Below are 17,973 nucleotides of genomic sequence, written 5' to 3'. Positions count from 1 at the left end.
CCTGCCATGACTGCCTCCCTCCTCATCCGCAACGTCCGGCCGAATGCGGGGCCGGCTCTCGACATCCTGATCGAGAACGGCCGCATCAGCCGGACGGCGAAGGACATCGCCGCCCCCGCCGGCGTGGCGGTCGAGGATGGCCGCGGCGAGATCGTCATCCCCGGCCTCGTCGAGGCGCATACCCATCTCGACAAGAGCCTCTGGGGCCTGCCCTGGTACGTCAACGAGGTCGGTCCGAAGCTCCTCGACAAGATCGACAACGAGCGGGAGAACAAGAAGCGTCTCGACATCGATCCCGCACGCCAGTCGGCGCGCCAGTCGATTCAGTCCTCGCTGATGGGCACGACCCATATCCGCAGCCATATCGATATCGACACCGAGCACGGGCTCTGGGGCGTCGAGGGCGTGATGCAGACCCGCGATGACTATCGCGACATCGTCGACATCGAGCTCGTCGCCTTCCCGCAATCCGGCCTGCTGCGCCGGCAAGGCACGCTGGAGCTGATGCATGAGGCGATGAAGGCCGGCTGCGAGATCGTCGGCGGGCTCGATCCCTGCGCCATCGACCGCGACCCGAAGGGCCATCTCGATGCGATCTTCGGGCTCTGCCAGACTTATGGCAAGCCGCTCGACATCCACCTGCACGAGCCCGGCGAGATGGGCCTGTTCTCGCTCGATCTGATCATCGAGCGCACCCGCGCACTGGGCATGAAGGGCAAGGTGACGGTCAGCCACGCCTTCTGTCTCGGCACCGATCCGCAGCTGGTCGATCCGGTGATCCCGCAGCTCGCCGAGCTCGATATCGCGATCATGACCACGGCGCCGGCCCGCAACACCGCGCCGGCGGTGAAGAAGCTGCTCGATGCCGGCGTTCGCGTCTGCTCGGGCTCCGACGGCATCCGCGACACCTGGGGCCCCTACGGCAATGCCGACATGGTCGAGCGGGCGATGTTCATCGGCCTGCGCAACAATTTCCGCCGCGACGACGAGGTCGAGCTCGGCCTCCAGGTCTGCACGAGCGGCGGCGCCGCGGTGATGGAGATCGCCGATTACGGCCTCGCCGAGGGCAAGGTCGCCGACCTTGTCATCATGCCCGGCCAGAGCCTGACCGATCTGGTCGTGACCCGTTCGCCCAAGCGTCGCGTCGTCAAGCGCGGCAAGATCGTCGCCCGTGACGGCGTCTCGGTGAGGACCGCCCCGTGAGCCTGCAAGCCAAAAGGCGGCCGGAAGGCCGCATCCTGATGACCGCACGCTGGGTGGTCGGCCACAAGGATGGCCGCCATCGCCTCTACGAGAACGGCGAGGTCGTCTTCGAGAACGGCGAAGTCGTCTTCGTCGGCCACGGCTTTCCCGGCGAGGTCAGCAGACGCATCGACTATGGCAACGCCCTGATCGGGCCGGGCTTCGTCGATTGCGATGCGCTCTCCGACCTCGACACCACCATCCTCGGCTATGACAACCAGCCGGCCTGGAAGAAGGGCCGGGTCTGGCCGCGCAGCTATGTCGAGGCCGGCCCCTACGAGATGTACACGCGCGAGGAGCTGGCCTTCCAGAAGCGCTACGCCTTCGCCTCGCTGATCCGCAACGGCATCACCACGGCGCTGCCGATCGCCTCGCTGTTCTACCGCGCCTGGGGCGAGACGGTGCAGGAGTTCGAGGATGCAGCCGAGGCCGCCGCCGATCTCGGCCTGCGCGTCTATCTCGGCCCGGCCTATCGCACGGGCAACCAGCTCGTCGAGACGGATGGGCGCATCGTCACTCATTACGACGAGGCCCGCGGCCTCGCCGAGCTCGATGCGGCGATCGACTTCGCCCGGCGCCATGAAGGCGCCGCCGGCGGCCTGATCCGGGCGATGTTCGCGCCGGATCGGATCGAGACCTCCACGGCCGAGCTCTTGCGCCGCACCGCCGCCGCCTCGCGCGAGCTCGATATCCCCGTCCGGCTACATTGCTGCCAGTCGAAGATCGAGTACGACCTCGTTCTTGCCCAGCACGGCATGAGCCCGCCGGAATGGCTGGAGAGCCTCGGCTTCCTCAACGAGCGCTGCCTGCTGCCGCATGGCACGGTCGTCTCCGGCAGCCGGCTGATCGACCGTCCCGGCCGCGACCTCGAGATCATCCGGGATTCGGGCGCGAGCATCGTCCACTGCCCGCTCGTCTCGGGCCGTCACGGCAACGCCATCGACCATTTCGGCCGCTACCGTGCCATGGGGCTCAACATCGCCATGGGCACGGATACGAGCCCGCCGGACATGGTGATGAACCTGCAGACCGGCATGATCCTGGCCCGCACCATGGCCGGCAATGTCGGCGCTGTGCGCTCCGAGGACTATTACGACGCCGCTACCATTGGCGGCGCCGATGCGCTGCAGCGGCCCGATCTGGGTCGGCTCCAGCCGGGCGCGCGCGCCGACATCACCGTCTTCGAGCTCGACCGCCCGCATAGCGGCCAGGTCATCGACCCCATCCAGACCATGATGCTGACCGGCCATGGCCGCGATTTCTCGACGGTGGTGATCGACGGCCGCTTCGTCATGGAGAACCGGGTCGTTCCGGGCCAGGACGAGGCCGCCGACAACGCCCGCGCCCAGAAGCAGTTCGAGGGCGTGATGGCGCGCTATCCCGAGCGCACCCTGGGCCATCCGCCGATGAGCGAGATCTTCTCGTCGAGCTACGCCATCGAACGCAGCGAGGTCTCTGCATGACCGCATCCGCCGCCGCGCCTCTCCTGTCCGTGCGCGACCTGCGCATCGTCTTCGATGGCCGCCACGGCCCATTGACGGCGCTCGACGGAGTCTCCTTCGACATCGCGCCCGGCGAAATCCTCGGCATGGTCGGCGAGTCCGGCGCGGGCAAGTCGTTGACCGGCACGGCGGTGATCGGCCTGCTCGATCCGCCGGGGCGCGTCGCCGGCGGCGAGATTCACCTGTCGGGCCAGCGCATCGACAATCTGCCGGCGGAGGCGATGCGCAAGCTGCGCGGCCGGCGCATCGGCGCGATCTTCCAGGATCCGCTGACCTCGCTGCATCCGCTGCTCAAGGTCGGCGACCAGATCGTCGAGACGATCATGACCCATCTGCCGGTGAGCCGGGCGGAGGCGCGCAAGCGGGCGCTCGACCTGCTCAAGGAGGTCGGCATCCCCGCGGCCGAGACGCGCATCGACCATTTCCCGCATCAGTTTTCCGGCGGCATGCGCCAGCGCGTGGTCATCGCGCTCGCGCTCTGCGCCGAGCCTTCGCTGATCATCGCCGACGAGCCGACGACCGCGCTCGACGTCTCCATTCAGGCGCAGATCACCACGCTGCTGAAGCGGCTCTGCCGCGAGCACGGCACATCGATCATGCTGGTGACGCACGACATGGGCGTCATCGCAGAGACGGCTGACCGGGTCGCGGTGATGTATGCTGGCCGCATCGTCGAGATCGGCCCGGTCGAGGAGGTCGTGCGCCGCCCGCACCATCCCTATACCGCCGGGCTGATGGCCTCGATCCCCAGCGTCCACGCCCGCCACGAAAATCTCAACCAGATCGACGGCGCCATGCCGCGCCTCAACGCCATCCCGCCCGGCTGCGCCTTCAATCCACGCTGTGGCCGGGCCGAGGCTTTCTGTCGGGATCACAAGCCCGGGCTGCCGGCGGCGGCGCATGCGGCAGCCTGCCATTTCCCACTGAAGGAGGCGGCGCATGCGTGATACCGTGACGACGCTCACGCGGGGTCAGCTGACGCCGAAGCCTGCGATAGCCGAGGCAGCGCCGCAGGACGACATCATCCTTGATGTCGCCGCGGCCTCCTGCCGCTTCGACGTCTCGGCGCCGGCCCTGTCGCGGCTGTTCTCGCATGAGCCGCGCCGCATCCTGCGCGCGGTCGAGAACATCTCCTTCACGGTGAAGCGCGGCACCACCTTCAGCATCGTCGGCGAATCCGGCTGCGGGAAGTCGACGCTGGCGCGCATGGTCGTGGGCCTGCAGCGGCCGACCGAGGGTATGCTGAACTTCCGCGACATCCGCCGCGCCGATGGCTCCTTCGGCCCGCCGCGCGTGCAGATGATCTTCCAGGACCCCTATGCCTCGCTCAACCCGCGCTGGCGCGTCGGCGACATCATCGCCGAGCCGATCCGCGAGCTGAAGCTCAGGCCGGACGAGGCGGCGGTCCAGCAGCGCGTCGGCGATCTCTTGGAGGTCGTCGGCCTCTCCCGGACCGATGCGAGCCGCTATCCGCACGCCTTCTCCGGCGGCCAGCGCCAGCGCATCTCGATCGCGCGCGCACTCGCCACGGAGGCCGACTTCCTGGTCTGCGACGAGCCGACCTCGGCGCTCGACGTCTCCGTCCAGGCGCAAATCCTCAACCTGATGGTCCGGCTGCAGAAGGAATTCGGGCTGACCTATCTCTTCATCAGCCACAACCTTTCGGTCGTCCGGCACATGTCGGACGATCTCGCGATCATGTATCTCGGCCGCTTCGTCGAGGCGGGGCCGGCCGAGGAGGTCTTTACGCAGCCGCGCCACCCCTATACGCGGCTGCTGCTCGATACGATCCCCGATGTCGAGCGGCCGAACCGAGCGCGCAGGCCGATGTCCGGCGAGGTGCCGAGCCCGATCGCGCCGCCGCCAGGCTGCAGCTTCAACCCGCGCTGCGCGCAAGCCGCCGATCGCTGCCGCAGCGAGCGGCCGGAGCTACGGCCGATCGACGGCGTCGAAGTGTCCTGCCACTTCGCCTGAGGCTGAGGGCTGTTGACACTTGATCGGAGCGGCGTCGAGCAACACCATCGTCATTCCGGGTCTTCGCGCAGGCGCGAACCCGGAATGACGATGGTGGTTCTGATCAGAAGCGATCCAGCAATTGTCGACGCCGCCTAGTCCGCCAGCGTCGCTTCCAGCGTGATCGGCGCCTTGAACAGTTTCGAGACCGGGCAGCCGGCCTTGGCCTTGTCGGCCAGCGACTGGAAGGTCGCTTGGTCGGCGCCGGGCACCTTGCCCGTCAGGGTGAGGTGGATCGCGGTGATAGCGTAGCCGTCGTCGAGCTTGTCGAGCGTCACGCGCGCGCTGGTATCGAGCGCATCGGCTTTGAGATTAGCCTCGCCCAGGATCAGCGAGAGCGCCATGGTGAAGCAGGCGGCATGCGCCGCGCCGATCAACTCCTCGGGATTGCTGCCGGGCTTGCCTTCGAAGCGGCTGGAGAAGCCATAAGGGTAGGCGCTGAGCGCGCCGCTCTCAGACGAGATCGCGCCCTTGCCGTCCTTGATGCCGCCTTCCCAATGGGCCGAACCGGTCCTGTTGATGGCCATGATGCTGACTCCTCTCGTGGTTGAAGCTGGATGGTGGCGCCGTCAGGCGGAGCCGCCTTTCCACAACGGGCGAGAGCGTAGCAGGTTCGCCGTCCGAGCGTATGACGACTTGCCGGAAGCAGCGAGGCCCGCACCGGTTCCCCGATGCGGGCCTCGCCAATCTTGCGCGGACGCTCCCGCTAGAGCCGGATCCGATCAGGTTGAACCAACCTGATCGGTGAATCCGTCTCTAAACTTAAGTGAAAGAACGCGTTTTCCGATCTGACTGCGTTGCAGTCAGATCGGCGCGTGCTCTAGCGGAACAGCGCCAGCGACTTCGACAGGGTGATCCAGACGCCCCAGGCGATCGGCAGGCCGACGACGGCCCAGGCGAGCAGGGCCGTGCCGTCGAAGCCGCCCTTGCCGATGCCGTAGGAGCCGTAATGCGTGGTCGCGCTGGCATTGGCCGACTTGGCCTGCAGCGCCGCGACCTCGGCGTCTTTCATGAACCATTTCGCCGCGACGGGGCGGACCAGCAGATTGCAGATGAAGCCGAGCACCAGCATGCCGGCGAGGATGTACATGGTGCGGTCATAGACCTGGGCGCGCGGCACGCCGGCATTGATCTGCGCCTCGCGGATATAGTTCACCACCACCGGGCCGATGATGCCGGCGGTCGACCACGCCGTCAGCAGGCGGCCATGGATGGCGCCGACGAACTGCGTGCCGAACATGTCGGCGAGATAGGCCGGCACCGTCGCGAAGCCGCCGCCATACATCGACAGGATGATACAGAAGAAGCCGACGAACAGCGCCAGCGACCCGGCATGCGCCGCCCAGGGCGAAAGCGCGTAGAGCAGGAGGCCGAGCCCGAAGAAGGTGGCATAGGTCAGCTTGCGGCCGAGCTTGTCCGAGAGCGAGGCCCAGAAGAAGCGCCCGGCGATATTGAACAGCGAGAGCAGGCCGACGAAGGCCGCCGCGATGGTGGCGATCTGGGTCTTCTGCCCGGCGTCGAGCGCGGCGAAGCCGATCTCCGGTTTGCCGATCAGCGAGCCCGCGAAGATCTCCTGCAGCATCGGCGAGGCCATGCCGAGCACGCCGATGCCTGCCGAGACATTGAGGGTCAGCACCGCCCAGATCAGCCAGAACTGCGGCGTCTTGTGCGCGTTCTTCAGATGGACGTGGCCGGAGGTGATCATGGCGTTCTGCGTCGCCGGCGGCGTCCAGCCTTCCGGGCGCCAGTTCGCAGGCGGCACGCGATAGCCGAAGGTGCCGGCCATCATGAAAACGAAATAGATCGCCGCCATCGCGACGAAGGTCTGCCAGACGCCGACCGAGGCCGGAGTCTTGAAAGAGTTCATCAGCATGTCGGCGAGCGGCGAGCCGATCATCGCGCCGCCGCCGAAGCCCATGATCGCCATGCCGGTCGCCATGCCGCGCCGGTCCGGGAACCACTTCACCAGCGTCGAGACCGGCGAGATGTAGCCGAGACCGAGCCCGATGCCGCCGATGACGCCGGAGCCGAGCCAGAGCATCCAGAGCTGGTGCAGGTAGACGCCGAGCGCCGAGATCAGCAGCCCGCCGCACCAGCACAGCGTCGAGACGAAGGCCGCCTTGCGCGGGCCGACGCGCTCGAGCCAGCCGCCCCAGATCGCGGCGGAGGAGCCGAGCAGCACGAAGAACAGTGTGTACATCCAGCCGAGATCGGCGACCTTCCAGTCGCAAGCGGTAGTGAACAGCGAGGCGACGAGGCCGACATCGGCGGCGCAGGCCACCGGCTTGATGATGCCGATCGCCTGGCTCAGCGGCAGCCAGAACACCGAGAAGCCATAGGCCATGCCGATGCACAGATGGATGCACAGCGCAGCCGGCGGCACGAGCCAGCGGTTGAAGCCCGGTTTGGCGATGGTCCGTTCGCGGTCGAGCAGGCCGATGCCGCCCCCGATCTCTCCGATGTCCTGTGCGACGCTCATTCCCCGTTTCCTTTCCCCAAAGCTTCGCCGTTCGGGCCGGGTAGGGTCCCGGCTCGTTGAACTTCTCGATGCACCGCCCTAGAGCCGGATCCGATCAGGTTGGATCAACCTGATCGGTGAATCCGTCTCTAAACTTAAGTGAGAGAACGCGTTCTCCGATCTGACTGCGTTGCAGTCAGATCGGCGCGTGCTCTGGCGGCGCCTTGCGTGCTAACTCCCGCGCCCCGGCCTGATCCGCGGCAGGGCGCGCTGCAGCAGGGGTGGGAGGTCCTCCGGCCGGGCAGCGAAGGCGGCGAGGAAGTCCCCACGCATGCGCCCGGTCCAGAACTGGTTGATGTGATCGGCGACGGAGGCGGCCGCCTCCTCCTCCGGATAGGCCTTGAAGAAATCGGCGATCTGCCCGGCCATGCGCCGGAGCTTCGCGATGTTCTCGTCGTGATGATCGCCTGGGGCGGGCCCGGTCGTCAGCGCAGCCTCCATCATCTGGCGATGGTCTCGGGTTCGGGCGCGAGCGCGCCGGTGAAGACGATGCAGCCATCGCGGCGCGCCACCGCCGCCAGCGCCAGGCCGAGATGCTTCGCCCGCTCGATGGCGAGCGAAGTCGGCGCCGAGATCGCGACCAGCGTGCCGGCACCGAAGATCGCCGCCTTCTCGACCATCTCGAAGGAGGCGCGGCTGGTGACGAGCAGGAAGCCCTCGCTGGCATCGGCGCCGGCGCGTAATCGGGCGCCGATCAGCTTGTCGAGCGCGTTGTGCCGGCCGACATCCTCCCGTACCGCCAGGATCGCTCCCGAGGGATCGCACCAGGCGGCGGCGTGGACGGCGCGGGTGAGCTGGTTCAGCGGCTGATGCTTGTCGAGCGCTGCGAGCGCCGCCTCGATCGCCGAGGCGGGCACGGCGCGGGAAGCCCGCGTCGCCGCATCCGCCATCGGGATCTCCTCGATGGTCTCGACGCCGCAGAGCCCGCAGGAGGTCCGCCCCGACAGGTTGCGCCGCCGCGCCAGATGCTCGCGGAAGCGCCCCGGCGCGAGCTCGACCGTGACGATCACGCCCTCGTCCCTGGGTTCGATGGCGATGCCGCGGATCTCGTCCGCGCCGCGCACGATGCCCTCGGTCAGGCTGAAGCCGGTGACGAAATCCTCGAGGTCCGACGGGCTCGCCATCATCACCGCATAGGGCATGTTGCCATAGACGATGTTGATCGGCGTCTCGACCGCGACCTCGATCTCGCGCGTGCTGTCCGGCGCTGCGCCGAAGTGCAGCGGATTGGCCTTGACGGCGGCCGAGGCCGGCGGCTGGGCGGGCGGGTTATTCCGCGGCATCGGGCAGGCGCTCCGCGATCCGGCGCAGGGTGATGTCTTCCTCGAAGTTCTTCTCCTGCCAGGCCGACCAGGCGTTGGTGCGCCGCACCTCGACGGCGGTGACCTTGTATTCCGGGCAGTTCGTCGCCCAGTCCGAGAAGTCGGTGGTGATGACGTTGGCGCCGGTCTTGGCGTGGTGGAAGGTGGTGTAGACCACGCCCGGCTGCATGCGCTCGGAGATTTCCGCCCTGAGCGCGATGTCGCCCGAGCGGCTGGCAAGCGCGACGAGATCGCCGTCGCGGATGCCGCGGCTCTCGGCGTCGAAAGGGTGGATCTCCAGCACATCCTCGTCATGCCAGGCGCCGTTCTCGGTGCGCCGCGTCTGCGCGCCGACATTGTATTGCGAGAGGATGCGCCCGGTGGTGAGCAGCAGCGGGAAGCGCGGGCCGGTCCGTTCCTCGGTCGGGACGTATTCGGTGATCATGAACTTGCCCCTGCCGCGCACGAAGCGGTCGACATGCATCAGCGGCGTGCCGGTCGGTGCCTTGTCGTTGCAGGGCCACTGCACCGAGCCGAGCTTGTCGAGCTTGTCGTAGGAGACGCCGGCGAAGCTCGGCGTCAGCCGCGCGATCTCGTCCATGATCTCGCCGGGATGGCTGTAGGACATCTCGTAGCCGAGCGCCCGCGCCAGTTCGATCGTCACCTGCCACTCGTCCTTGCCGGCGAGCGGCGCCATCACCTGCCGCACGCGGTTGATGCGACGCTCGGCATTGGTGAAGGTGCCGTCCTTCTCCAGGAAGGACGCGCCGGGCAGGAAGACATGGGCGTATTTCGCCGTCTCGTTCAGGAAGATGTCCTGGATGACGACGCATTCCATCGCCGCCAGCCCCGCCGTGACGTGCTTGGTGTTGGGGTCGGACTGGGCGATGTCCTCGCCCTGGACATAGAGGCCCTTGAACGTGCCCTCGACCGCCTCGTCCAGCATGTTGGGAATGCGCAGGCCCTGTTCGGGATCGAGCGGCACGCCCCACAGCATCTCGAAGACCTGCCGGGTGGAATCGTCGGAGACGTGGCGATAGCCCGAGAATTCGTGCGGGAAGGAACCCATGTCGCAGGAGCCCTGCACATTGTTCTGCCCGCGCAGCGGATTGATGCCGACGCCGTCGCGGCCGATATTGCCGGTCGCCATGGCGAGGTTCGCCATCGCCATCACCGTGGTCGAGCCCTGGCTGTGCTCGGTGACGCCGAGCCCGTAATAGATCGCACCATTGCCGCCGGTGGCGTAGAGCCGCGCCGCGGCGCGCACATCGGCCGCCGGCACGCCGGTATATTGTTCGCTCGCCTCCGGCGAATTCTCCTCGCGGGCGACGAAGCGGGCCCAGTGCTCGAAATCGGCGAGGTCGCAGCGCTCGCGCACATAGTCCTCGTCGATCAGCCCTTCCGTGACCACGACATGGCTGAGCGCATTGAGCAGCGCGACATTGGTGCCGGGCTTCAGCGGCAGATGGTAGTCCGCCTGGACATGCGGCGAGCGGACGAGGTCGATGCGGCGCGGATCGGCGACGATCAGCTTCGCACCCTCGCGCAGCCGCTTCTTCATCCGCGAGGCGAAGACCGGATGGCCATCGGTCGGATTGGCGCCGATCACCAGGATGACGTCGGCCTTGTCGACCGATTTGAAGTCCTGCGTGCCGGCCGAGGTGCCGAGTGTCGTCTTCAGGCCATAGCCGGTCGGCGAATGGCAGACGCGGGCGCAGGTATCGACATTGTTGTTGCGGAAGGCGGCGCGCACCAGCTTCTGGATGAGGAAGACCTCCTCATTGGTGCAGCGCGACGAGGTGATGGCGCCGACGGATTCGCGGCCGTATTTCGCCTGGATGCGCTTGAACTCGGAGGCCGCCTTGCCGATCGCCTCCTCCCAGGAGACCTCGCGCCAGGGATCGGTGATCCGGTCGCGGATCATCGGCTTGGTGATGCGGTCCTTGTGGGTGGCGTAGCCCCAGGCGAAGCGGCCCTTGACGCAGCTATGGCCCTCATTCGCCTGGCCGTCCTTGTAGGGCACCATGCGGATGACGCGGTCGCCCTGCATCTCCGCCTTGAACGAGCAGCCGACTCCGCAATAGGCGCAGGTCGTGACCACGGAATGCTCCGGCTGGCCGTGTTCGATGACCTTGTTCTCGATCAGCGTCGCCGTCGGGCAGGCCTGCACGCAGGCGCCGCAGGAGACGCATTCGGAGCCGAGGAAATCGGTCGGGCCGGCTGCGACACGGGACTCGAAGCCTCTTCCGGTGATCGTCAGCGCGAAGGTGCCCTGCACCTCCTCGCAGGCGCGCACGCAGCGATTGCAGACGATGCATTTCGACGGGTCATAGGCGAAGTACGGGTTCGAGGTGTCCTTCGCGAGCCAGTTCTCGTTGACCGCGCCGTCCTTCGTCTTGGCGAAGACGTGGTTTTCGCCCTCATAGCCGTAGCGCACTTCGCGTAAGCCCACCGCGCCCGCCATGTCCTGCAATTCGCAATCGCCATTGGCCGAGCAGGTCAGGCAGTCGAGCGGGTGGTCGGAGATATAGAGCTCCATCACCCCCTTGCGCAGCGAGGACAGGTTCTCCGACTGGGTGCGCACGACCATGCCGTCTTCCGCTGGCGTCGTGCATGACGCGGGGGTGCCGCGCCTTCCCTCGATCTCGACGAGACAGAGCCGGCAAGAGCCGAAAGGCTCGAGCGAGTCGGTGGCGCAGAGCTTCGGGATTGCGGTGCCCATGCTCATCGCCGCCGCCATCACCGAGGTCCCGGCCGGAACGGTGACGCTCTGGCCGTCGATGGTCAGCGTCACCGTCTGCTCGGAGAGCCGGATCGGCGTGCCGTAGTCGATTTCCTTGATCAGGCTCATCGCGGCCTCCTCACTCGGCCGCCAAAGGCAGCGGAGGACGGTCGAAGTCCTCGGGGAAATGGTTGAGTGCACTCATCACCGGCATGGGGGTCAGGCCACCCATGGCGCAGAGCGAGGCGTCGGTCATCAGCTTGGCGAGATCGCGCAGCACGGCGATGTTCTTCGGCCGTTCGGTGCCCGCGATGATGCGATCCATCACCTCGACGCCGCGCGTCGCGCCGATACGGCAGGGCGTGCACTTGCCGCAGGATTCCTTGGCGCAGAAGGCGAAGGCGAAGCGAGCCTGCCGGGCCATATCGACCGTATCGTCGAACACGACGATGCCGCCATGGCCGAGCATGGCGCGCATGGCCGCGAGCGCCTCGTAATCCATCTGCACGTCGAGCTGTTCGGCGGTGAGATAGGCGCCCAGCGGCCCGCCAACCTGCACGGCGCGGATCGGCCTCCCTGAGAGCGTGCCGCCGCCCATCTCCTCGATGATCTCGCGCAGCGAGATGCCGAAGGCGAGTTCGATCAACCCGCCGCGCCTGACATTGCCGCCGAGCTGCACCGGCAGCGTGCCGCGCGAGCGGCCCATGCCGTAATCGGCGTAAGCCTGCGCACCATGATCGAGAATCCAGGGCACGGCCGCGAAGGAGAGCACGTTGTTGACGATGGTCGGCTTGCCGAAGAGTCCCTGCAGGGCCGGCAGCGGCGGCTTGGCGCGGACGATGGCGCGCTTGCCTTCCAGGCTCTCCAGCAGCGAGGTCTCCTCGCCGCAGATATAGGCGCCGGCCCCGAGCCGGACCTGGAGGTGGAAGGCATGCTCGGTGCCCATCACCGAAGCGCCGATCAGCCCGGCCGCCTCAGCCTTCAGGATCGCGCGCTGCAGCGTGCGATGGGCGTGCGGATACTCCGAGCGCAGATAGATGTAGCCGCGCGTCGCACCGACCGCGACCGCCGCGATCGCCATGCCCTCGATGGTGAGATAGGGGTCGCCTTCGAACAGCATGCGGTCGGCGAAGGTGCCGCTGTCGCCCTCGTCGGCGTTGCAGACGATGTATTTCTGCTCCGCTTTGGCATCGAGCACGGTCTGCCATTTGATGCCGGTCGGGAAGCCGGCGCCGCCGCGACCGCGCAGGCCGGACGCCTTGATCGTCTGGACGATCTCGTTGCCGGTGAGCGAGAGCGCCTTCTCCAGCCCCGCAAAGCCGCCATGGGCGCGATAGTCGGCGATCGAGAGCGGGTCGATGATGCCGACGCGCTCGAAGGTGAGCCGCTGTTGGCGCTTCATCCAGGTCAGTTCGTCGGTCTTGCCGAGGCGTAAGCCATGCGCGCCGCCCGCGGCGAAGCCCGCTTCGAACAGCGAGGCGACATCTTTCGCTGCGACTGGTCCGTAGGCGATGCGCCCTTCCGGCGTCTCGACCTCGACCAGCGGCTCCAGCCAGAGCATGCCGCGCGAGCCGTTGCGGACGATCTCGACGGCGAGGCCGCGCGCCGCCGCTTCGCGGATGACGGCCTCAGCGACAGCTTCTGCGCCGACCGACAAGGCGGCGGCGTCTACGGGTACGAAGATGCGGATCGGGGCGGCGCTCATGCCTCACGCCCTTCCGTGCTGGCAGAGCCCGGCGATGCGGGCTGCATCGACGCGCCCGATCAGTTCGCCGTCGACCAGGGCCGAAGGCCCGAGCGCGCAATTGCCAAGACAATACACCGTTTCGACCAGTGCGTCGCCGGACGGTCCACCGTCGACGACGATGCCGTGCTCAGCGGCGAGCTCGGCGACGACCTTTTCGCAGCCGAGCGACTGGCAGGCTTCCGCCCGGCAGAGCTTGACGAGGCGGGCTGGCTGCGGCGCGGTCTTGAAGTCGTGGTAGAAGGAAATCGCGCCATGGACCTCGGCGCGCGACAGGTTCAGCGCCTCCGCGATCAGCGGCACGGCCTGCGGGTCGACATAGCCGAATTCGTCCTGCAGGGCGTGCAGCATCGGCAGCGTGGCGCCTTCCAGATGCGCCAGACCGGCGATGATCGTGCGCGCGCTGTCCTGATCCCAGGCTGGATAACCCGCCATCTTTCCTCCATCGGCCCGGTTCGCCGGGCGCTCCTTGGATGGAAGGGTGAGTGAAATTGGAATGATTTCAAATCGTTTGTTTCGACTGTGTGATAGTTTTTGACTATCAATATGGCCGGCATGCGGCCGATGTTGATCGGGTGGTTGCAAACCTCGCCTTGAAAATGTCGCGAATTGCCGATTTTGCGCCGCACAATGCTGCGGCGCTTCTACGACGATAGGCGAACTCTATCGTACGATCGGCCGCCGCGGCAGCCGTGCATCCGTCATCGGCTGTGTCATCATCAGCAGGTTGCGGGCGAGCGGCGCGACGGGCTGACGGTCGGCGACGATCAGCCCGATCGTGCGCTGCGCCTCCGGCTCGACCAGCGACAGCGCCTTCGTGCCGAGCGGCACGCCGAAGAACTCCAGCAATTGCAGCGAGACGATGCTGGCGACGCCCTGGATGCCGGCATGGGAACACAGATTGAAGATCGAGTTGGTCTCGATGACCGGGCGCGGCGCAGTGCCGACCGAGCGGAAGATGCCGTCGATGATGCGCCGGTTCTGCATGTCGCCGGTGAGCAGGCAGAGCTTGTGCTCGGCGGCCTCAGCCCAGCTGATGGTGTTGCGCACGCCCAGAGGCCCGTCCTCGCGCGTCAGCAGCACATAGGATTCCTGATAGATCGGCTTGGAGATCACCCGGTCGAGCGGTTCGTTGTCGAGATAGGTCAGCCCGACATCGAGCTCGAAATTGTCGATGCCCTCCTGGATCTCCTGCGAGGTCAGCGAGAGCACGGTGAGCGACACCGCCGGATAGCGGTCCGAGAACGGTGCGGTGATATGGGCGATCATCGGCAGCGCGGTCGGGATCGCGCCGAGCCGGATGCGGCCGGAGACGCCCTCGCGCAGCTCGGCGATCGAATCCTTCATGACCTCGGCCTCGGCCAGAATGCGCCGGGCATGGGCGAGAACGACCTCGCCTTCCTTGGTGAAGCCCTGGAAGCGCCGGCCGCGCTCGACGATCAGCACGCCGAGTTCTTCTTCCAGCTGCACGATCGCGGCCGACAGCGTCGGCTGCGAGACGTGGCAGGCCTCGGCTGCGCGGCGGAAATGCTTCTCGCGGGCGAGCGCATCGAGATAGACCAGCTGGCGAATGATCATGGCGTCGCTTCGGGAACGGCTGATATCGCCGCGTGCCCGAGCATCGGCATAGCGCGCAGCCGTTGCAAGCATCGTGGTTGCAATCGTGCAAACAGGTTGTTGCTGCCGGGGCAACGCCGACAGAATTGCGCTGCGGCAATCACGATCCTAACTCCGTGAGGCCGGGATGGCCGGCAGGCAACAGGCCGCAGTACGGCCTCGGGACGATCATGGCGCAGGAACTGGAATTCGGGCTCGACACTTTCGGCGACGTCACCAACGGGGCGGACGGCAAGCCGCTGCCGCATGCGCAGGTGATCCGCAATCTCGTCGAGGAAGCCGTGCTGGCCGACAGCGTCGGCATCGATTTCATCGGTGTCGGCGAGCATCACCGTGCCGATTTCGCTGTTTCCTCGCCCGAGACCGTGCTGGCCGGCATGGCCACGCGCACCAGCCGCATCAAGCTCGGCTCCGCCGTCACCGTTCTCTCCTCGGACGACCCGATCCGCGTCTTCCAGCGCTTCTCGACGGTGGATGCGCTTTCGAACGGGCGCGCCGAGGTCATCCTCGGCCGCGGCTCCTTCACCGAGTCCTTTCCGCTCTTCGGCTTCGACCTGCGGCAGTACGAGCAGCTCTTCGAGGAGAAGCTCGATCTCTTCGCCGCACTGCTGCCGCAGGAGCCGGTGAGCTGGCAGGGCTCGATCCGTCCGCCGCTCAAGGACCAGCTCGTTTATCCGCCGGTCGAGCACGGTCCGCTCAAGACCTGGATCGGTGTCGGCGGCAGCCCGGAATCGGTGGTGCGTGCGGTGCGCTACGACCTGCCGCTGATGCTCGCCATCATCGGCGGCGACCCGCTGCGCTTCAAACCCTATGTCGATCTTTACCACCGCGCCTATGGGCAGATCGGCAAGCCGGCGAAGCCGGTGGGCGTGCATTCGCCGGGCTATGTCGCCGCGACCGACGAGCAGGCCAAGGAGGAGTTCTTTCCGGCGTTCAAGGCGAATCGGGACCGCATCGGCGCCGAGCGTGGCTGGCCGCCGATGAGCCGCGAGGACTTCGAGCAGGAGGTCGCGGGCGGCTCGCTTTATCTCGGCTCGCCCGAGACGGTGGCGCGCAAGATCGCCGCGACCGCCAAGGGCCTCGGCATCGCCCGCTTCCAGCTCAAATACAGCGCCGGCCCGCTGGCGCATGAGAAGCTGATGGAGTGCATCCGGCTTTATGGCGAGAAGGTCATTCCGCTGGTGCGGGAGATGCTGGGGTAGAAGCCCGCGACGTCATTCTCGGGCCGCGCTTCGCGCGGACCCGAGAATCTCAGGCAGGATGAGGCTAAAGAAGCCTCTTTCGGCGAGAGATGCTCGGGTCAAGCCCGAGCATGACGGCTGCCTCACCCTACAACCTTCAGCGGATCGACCGAGAGCGTCCGCTTCAGCGCCCTCAAGCCGAAGGTCGTTCGCGTCTGGCGCACGCCGGGGATGCGGTAGATCGTTCCGCGCAGGAAGCGCTCGTAATGGTCGGTGCCGCTGACCACGACCTTGGCGAGATAGTCGTACTCGCCCGTCACGAGATGCGCCTCGACCACCTCCGGCGCCCGGCTCAGCGCCTCGCCGCACTGGTCGAGCACCTTGTCGTCATGCTTGTCGAGCGTGATCTCGACGAAGACGATGTTGTTGTAGCCGAGCGCCTTGTGGTCGAGCAGTGCGACATATTTCTCGATCGCGCCTGACTCTTCCAGCCGCTTCACCCGCGTCCAGCAGGGCGAGGGTGACAGGCCCACCTTCTCGGCCAATGCCTGCGTTGTCAGCCGCCCATCCTCGCGCAGCGCGGCGAGAATCTTGCGATCGATCAGATCGAGAGCAGGACCGTTCTGGCTCTTTTTGTTCATCGGATGATCATTCTGGGTTTAGGTCATTATGCAGAAGTAACTTCTGCAAGATTTCGGCGCCGCCGGCAAATTCGGAAGGAACCTCCGGGGCGGCGCAGCTAGCGTTGGTTGCAAGGGGAACGATCGCCCGCTGGCCGCGGCCGCTGCGCATGGCAGCGCCGCTGACGAGACGCCTTGCCGGATGCCGGCAAAGGCGGAATGCTGGTGGCGTCAGGGATGGAGGCGCTCATGAGCAGCGACAAGGCCGGCAGCGCGCCGGTAGCGACCCAGCCACTGCAGTTCCACGTCCCCAAACCCGCGAGTCGTCCCGGCGAGAAGCCCGACTTCTCCCATGTCGTGATCCCCAAGGCGGGCTCCGTCGCCCGTCCACCGGTCGATGTCGACCCCAAGGACATACGCGATCTCGCCTATTCGATCATCCGCGTGCTCAACCGCGAGGGCGAGGCCGTCGGCCCCTGGGTTCCGGATCTCTCGCATGACGATCTGATCCGCGGCCTGCGCCACATGATGACGCTGCGCACCTTCGATGCGCGCATGCAGATGGCGCAGCGCCAGGGCAAGACCTCGTTCTACATGCAGCACACCGGCGAGGAGGCGGTGAGCTGCGCCTTCCGCATCGCGCTCGAGCCCGGCGACATGAACTTCCCGACCTATCGCCAGGCGGGTCTGCTGATCGCGCATGACTACCCGCTCGTCGACATGATGTGCCAGATCTACTCGAACGAGCGCGATCCGCTGCGCGGCCGGCAGCTGCCGATCATGTATTCGTCGAAGGAGCACGGCTTCTTCACCATTTCCGGCAACCTCGCGACGCAGTTCGTCCAGGCCGTCGGCTGGGCGATGGCCTCAGCCATCAAGAACGACACCCGCATCGCCGCCGCCTGGATCGGCGACGGTTCCACGGCGGAATCGGATTTCCACGCCGCCCTCGTCTTCGCCTCGACCTACAAGGCGCCGGTCGTCCTCAACGTCGTCAACAACCAGTGGGCGATCTCGACCTTCCAGGGCATCGCGCGCGGCGGCTCCGGCACCTTTGCCGCAAGGGGCCTCGGCTTCGGCATCCCGGCCTTGCGCGTCGACGGCAACGACTACCTCGCCACCTATGCCGTCGCGCAATGGGCGGTCGAGCGTGCCCGCCGCAATCTGGGTCCCACGCTGGTCGAATACGTCACCTATCGCGCCGGCGCCCATTCCACCTCGGACGATCCCTCCGCCTATCGCCCCAAGCATGAATCCGACGACTGGCCGCTGGGCGACCCGCTGATCCGGCTGAAGCAGCATCTCATCGCCGTCGGCGCCTGGTCGGAGGAACGCCACAAGCAGGCGGAGGCCGAGATCCTCGCCACCGTCATCGCGGCGCAGAAGGAGGCCGAGAGCTTCGGCACGCTGCATTCCGGCGGCAAGCCCTCGGCGCGCGACATCTTCGAGGATGTCTATGCCGAGCTGCCGCCGCATCTGCGCCGCCAGCGCCAGCAGATCGGGGTGTGACGCG

15 protein-coding genes are annotated in these 17,973 nt (G+C 66.9%); 6 read left to right on the top strand and 9 right to left on the bottom strand.

Features of this window, described 5'->3' with window-relative positions; all coding sequences use genetic code 11:
- The first annotated feature begins 6 nt into the window (after positions 1-6).
- Genes FQV39_RS16100 through FQV39_RS16085 form a run of 4 tightly spaced genes read left to right on the top strand, consistent with a single transcriptional unit; the run spans position 7 to position 4,718 of the window.
- Complete coding sequence (locus FQV39_RS16100) at positions 7-1,203, top strand: amidohydrolase family protein (RefSeq protein ID WP_149131203.1); 1,197 nt, start codon at positions 7-9, stop codon at positions 1,201-1,203.
- A 38-nt stretch (positions 1,204-1,241) separates the two neighbouring features.
- The gene (locus tag FQV39_RS16095; RefSeq protein WP_149133880.1) at positions 1,242-2,705 is read left to right on the top strand and encodes an amidohydrolase family protein; all 1,464 of its coding nucleotides are present in this window, start codon (positions 1,242-1,244) and stop codon (positions 2,703-2,705) included.
- Positions 2,702-3,691: an ABC transporter ATP-binding protein gene (locus FQV39_RS16090; RefSeq protein WP_149131202.1), complete on the top strand. Its 990-nt coding sequence runs from the start codon at positions 2,702-2,704 to the stop codon at positions 3,689-3,691. The genes FQV39_RS16095 and FQV39_RS16090 overlap by 4 nt, the downstream gene beginning before the upstream one ends.
- Complete coding sequence (locus FQV39_RS16085) at positions 3,684-4,718, top strand: ABC transporter ATP-binding protein (RefSeq protein ID WP_149131201.1); 1,035 nt, start codon at positions 3,684-3,686, stop codon at positions 4,716-4,718. Before FQV39_RS16090 ends, FQV39_RS16085 begins: the two co-directional genes overlap by 8 nt.
- A gap of 134 nt (positions 4,719-4,852) precedes the next feature.
- Here the strand turns inward: FQV39_RS16085 and FQV39_RS16080 are convergent, their stop codons facing one another.
- From FQV39_RS16080 to FQV39_RS16045, 8 genes are all read right to left on the bottom strand, one after another.
- Positions 4,853-5,284 carry an OsmC family protein gene (locus FQV39_RS16080; protein ID WP_149131200.1) on the bottom strand — a complete coding sequence of 144 codons (432 nt, stop codon included), beginning with the start codon at positions 5,282-5,284 and terminating at the stop codon, positions 4,853-4,855.
- 293 nt (positions 5,285-5,577) lie between these two features.
- Positions 5,578-7,236: an OFA family MFS transporter gene (locus FQV39_RS16075; protein WP_149131199.1), complete on the bottom strand. Its 1,659-nt coding sequence runs from the start codon at positions 7,234-7,236 to the stop codon at positions 5,578-5,580.
- Between the two features lie 210 nt (positions 7,237-7,446).
- Positions 7,447-7,719 (bottom strand): formate dehydrogenase subunit delta, encoded by a 273-nt coding sequence (locus tag FQV39_RS16070; protein ID WP_472840594.1) that lies wholly within the window; start codon positions 7,717-7,719, stop codon positions 7,447-7,449.
- Complete coding sequence (gene fdhD, locus FQV39_RS16065; RefSeq protein WP_149131198.1) at positions 7,716-8,558, bottom strand: formate dehydrogenase accessory sulfurtransferase FdhD; 843 nt, start codon at positions 8,556-8,558, stop codon at positions 7,716-7,718. The genes FQV39_RS16070 and fdhD overlap by 4 nt, the downstream gene beginning before the upstream one ends.
- Complete coding sequence (fdhF, locus tag FQV39_RS16060; RefSeq protein WP_149131197.1) at positions 8,545-11,427, bottom strand: formate dehydrogenase subunit alpha; 2,883 nt, start codon at positions 11,425-11,427, stop codon at positions 8,545-8,547. Before fdhF ends, fdhD begins: the two co-directional genes overlap by 14 nt.
- Positions 11,428-11,437: 10 nt before the next feature.
- On the bottom strand, positions 11,438-13,003 hold the full coding sequence (locus FQV39_RS16055; protein ID WP_149131196.1) for a formate dehydrogenase beta subunit: 1,566 nt from the start codon (positions 13,001-13,003) through the stop codon (positions 11,438-11,440).
- Positions 13,004-13,006: 3 nt separating this feature from the next.
- Positions 13,007-13,477 carry an NAD(P)H-dependent oxidoreductase subunit E gene (locus FQV39_RS16050; RefSeq protein WP_149131195.1) on the bottom strand — a complete coding sequence of 157 codons (471 nt, stop codon included), beginning with the start codon at positions 13,475-13,477 and terminating at the stop codon, positions 13,007-13,009.
- Between the two features lie 228 nt (positions 13,478-13,705).
- Complete coding sequence (locus FQV39_RS16045; protein WP_248313031.1) at positions 13,706-14,620, bottom strand: LysR family transcriptional regulator; 915 nt, start codon at positions 14,618-14,620, stop codon at positions 13,706-13,708.
- Between the two features lie 209 nt (positions 14,621-14,829).
- Here FQV39_RS16045 and FQV39_RS16040 point away from each other — a divergent pair, with 209 nt between their 5' ends.
- Complete coding sequence (locus FQV39_RS16040) at positions 14,830-15,861, top strand: LLM class flavin-dependent oxidoreductase (protein WP_149131194.1); 1,032 nt, start codon at positions 14,830-14,832, stop codon at positions 15,859-15,861.
- 122 nt (positions 15,862-15,983) lie between these two features.
- Here the strand turns inward: FQV39_RS16040 and FQV39_RS16035 are convergent, their stop codons facing one another.
- The gene (locus FQV39_RS16035; protein WP_149131193.1) at positions 15,984-16,481 is read right to left on the bottom strand and encodes an Lrp/AsnC family transcriptional regulator; all 498 of its coding nucleotides are present in this window, start codon (positions 16,479-16,481) and stop codon (positions 15,984-15,986) included.
- Positions 16,482-16,709: 228 nt separating this feature from the next.
- Here FQV39_RS16035 and FQV39_RS16030 point away from each other — a divergent pair, with 228 nt between their 5' ends.
- Entirely contained in the window at positions 16,710-17,969 is a 1,260-nt protein-coding gene (locus tag FQV39_RS16030) for a 3-methyl-2-oxobutanoate dehydrogenase (2-methylpropanoyl-transferring) subunit alpha (RefSeq protein ID WP_149131192.1), read from the top strand.
- The last annotated feature ends 4 nt before the right edge of the window (positions 17,970-17,973 follow it).

It is taken from the genome of Bosea sp. F3-2 (genome assembly GCF_008253865.1).
Classification (GTDB): domain Bacteria; phylum Pseudomonadota; class Alphaproteobacteria; order Rhizobiales; family Beijerinckiaceae; genus Allobosea.
This window is presented reverse-complemented; position numbering and strand designations above follow the sequence as displayed.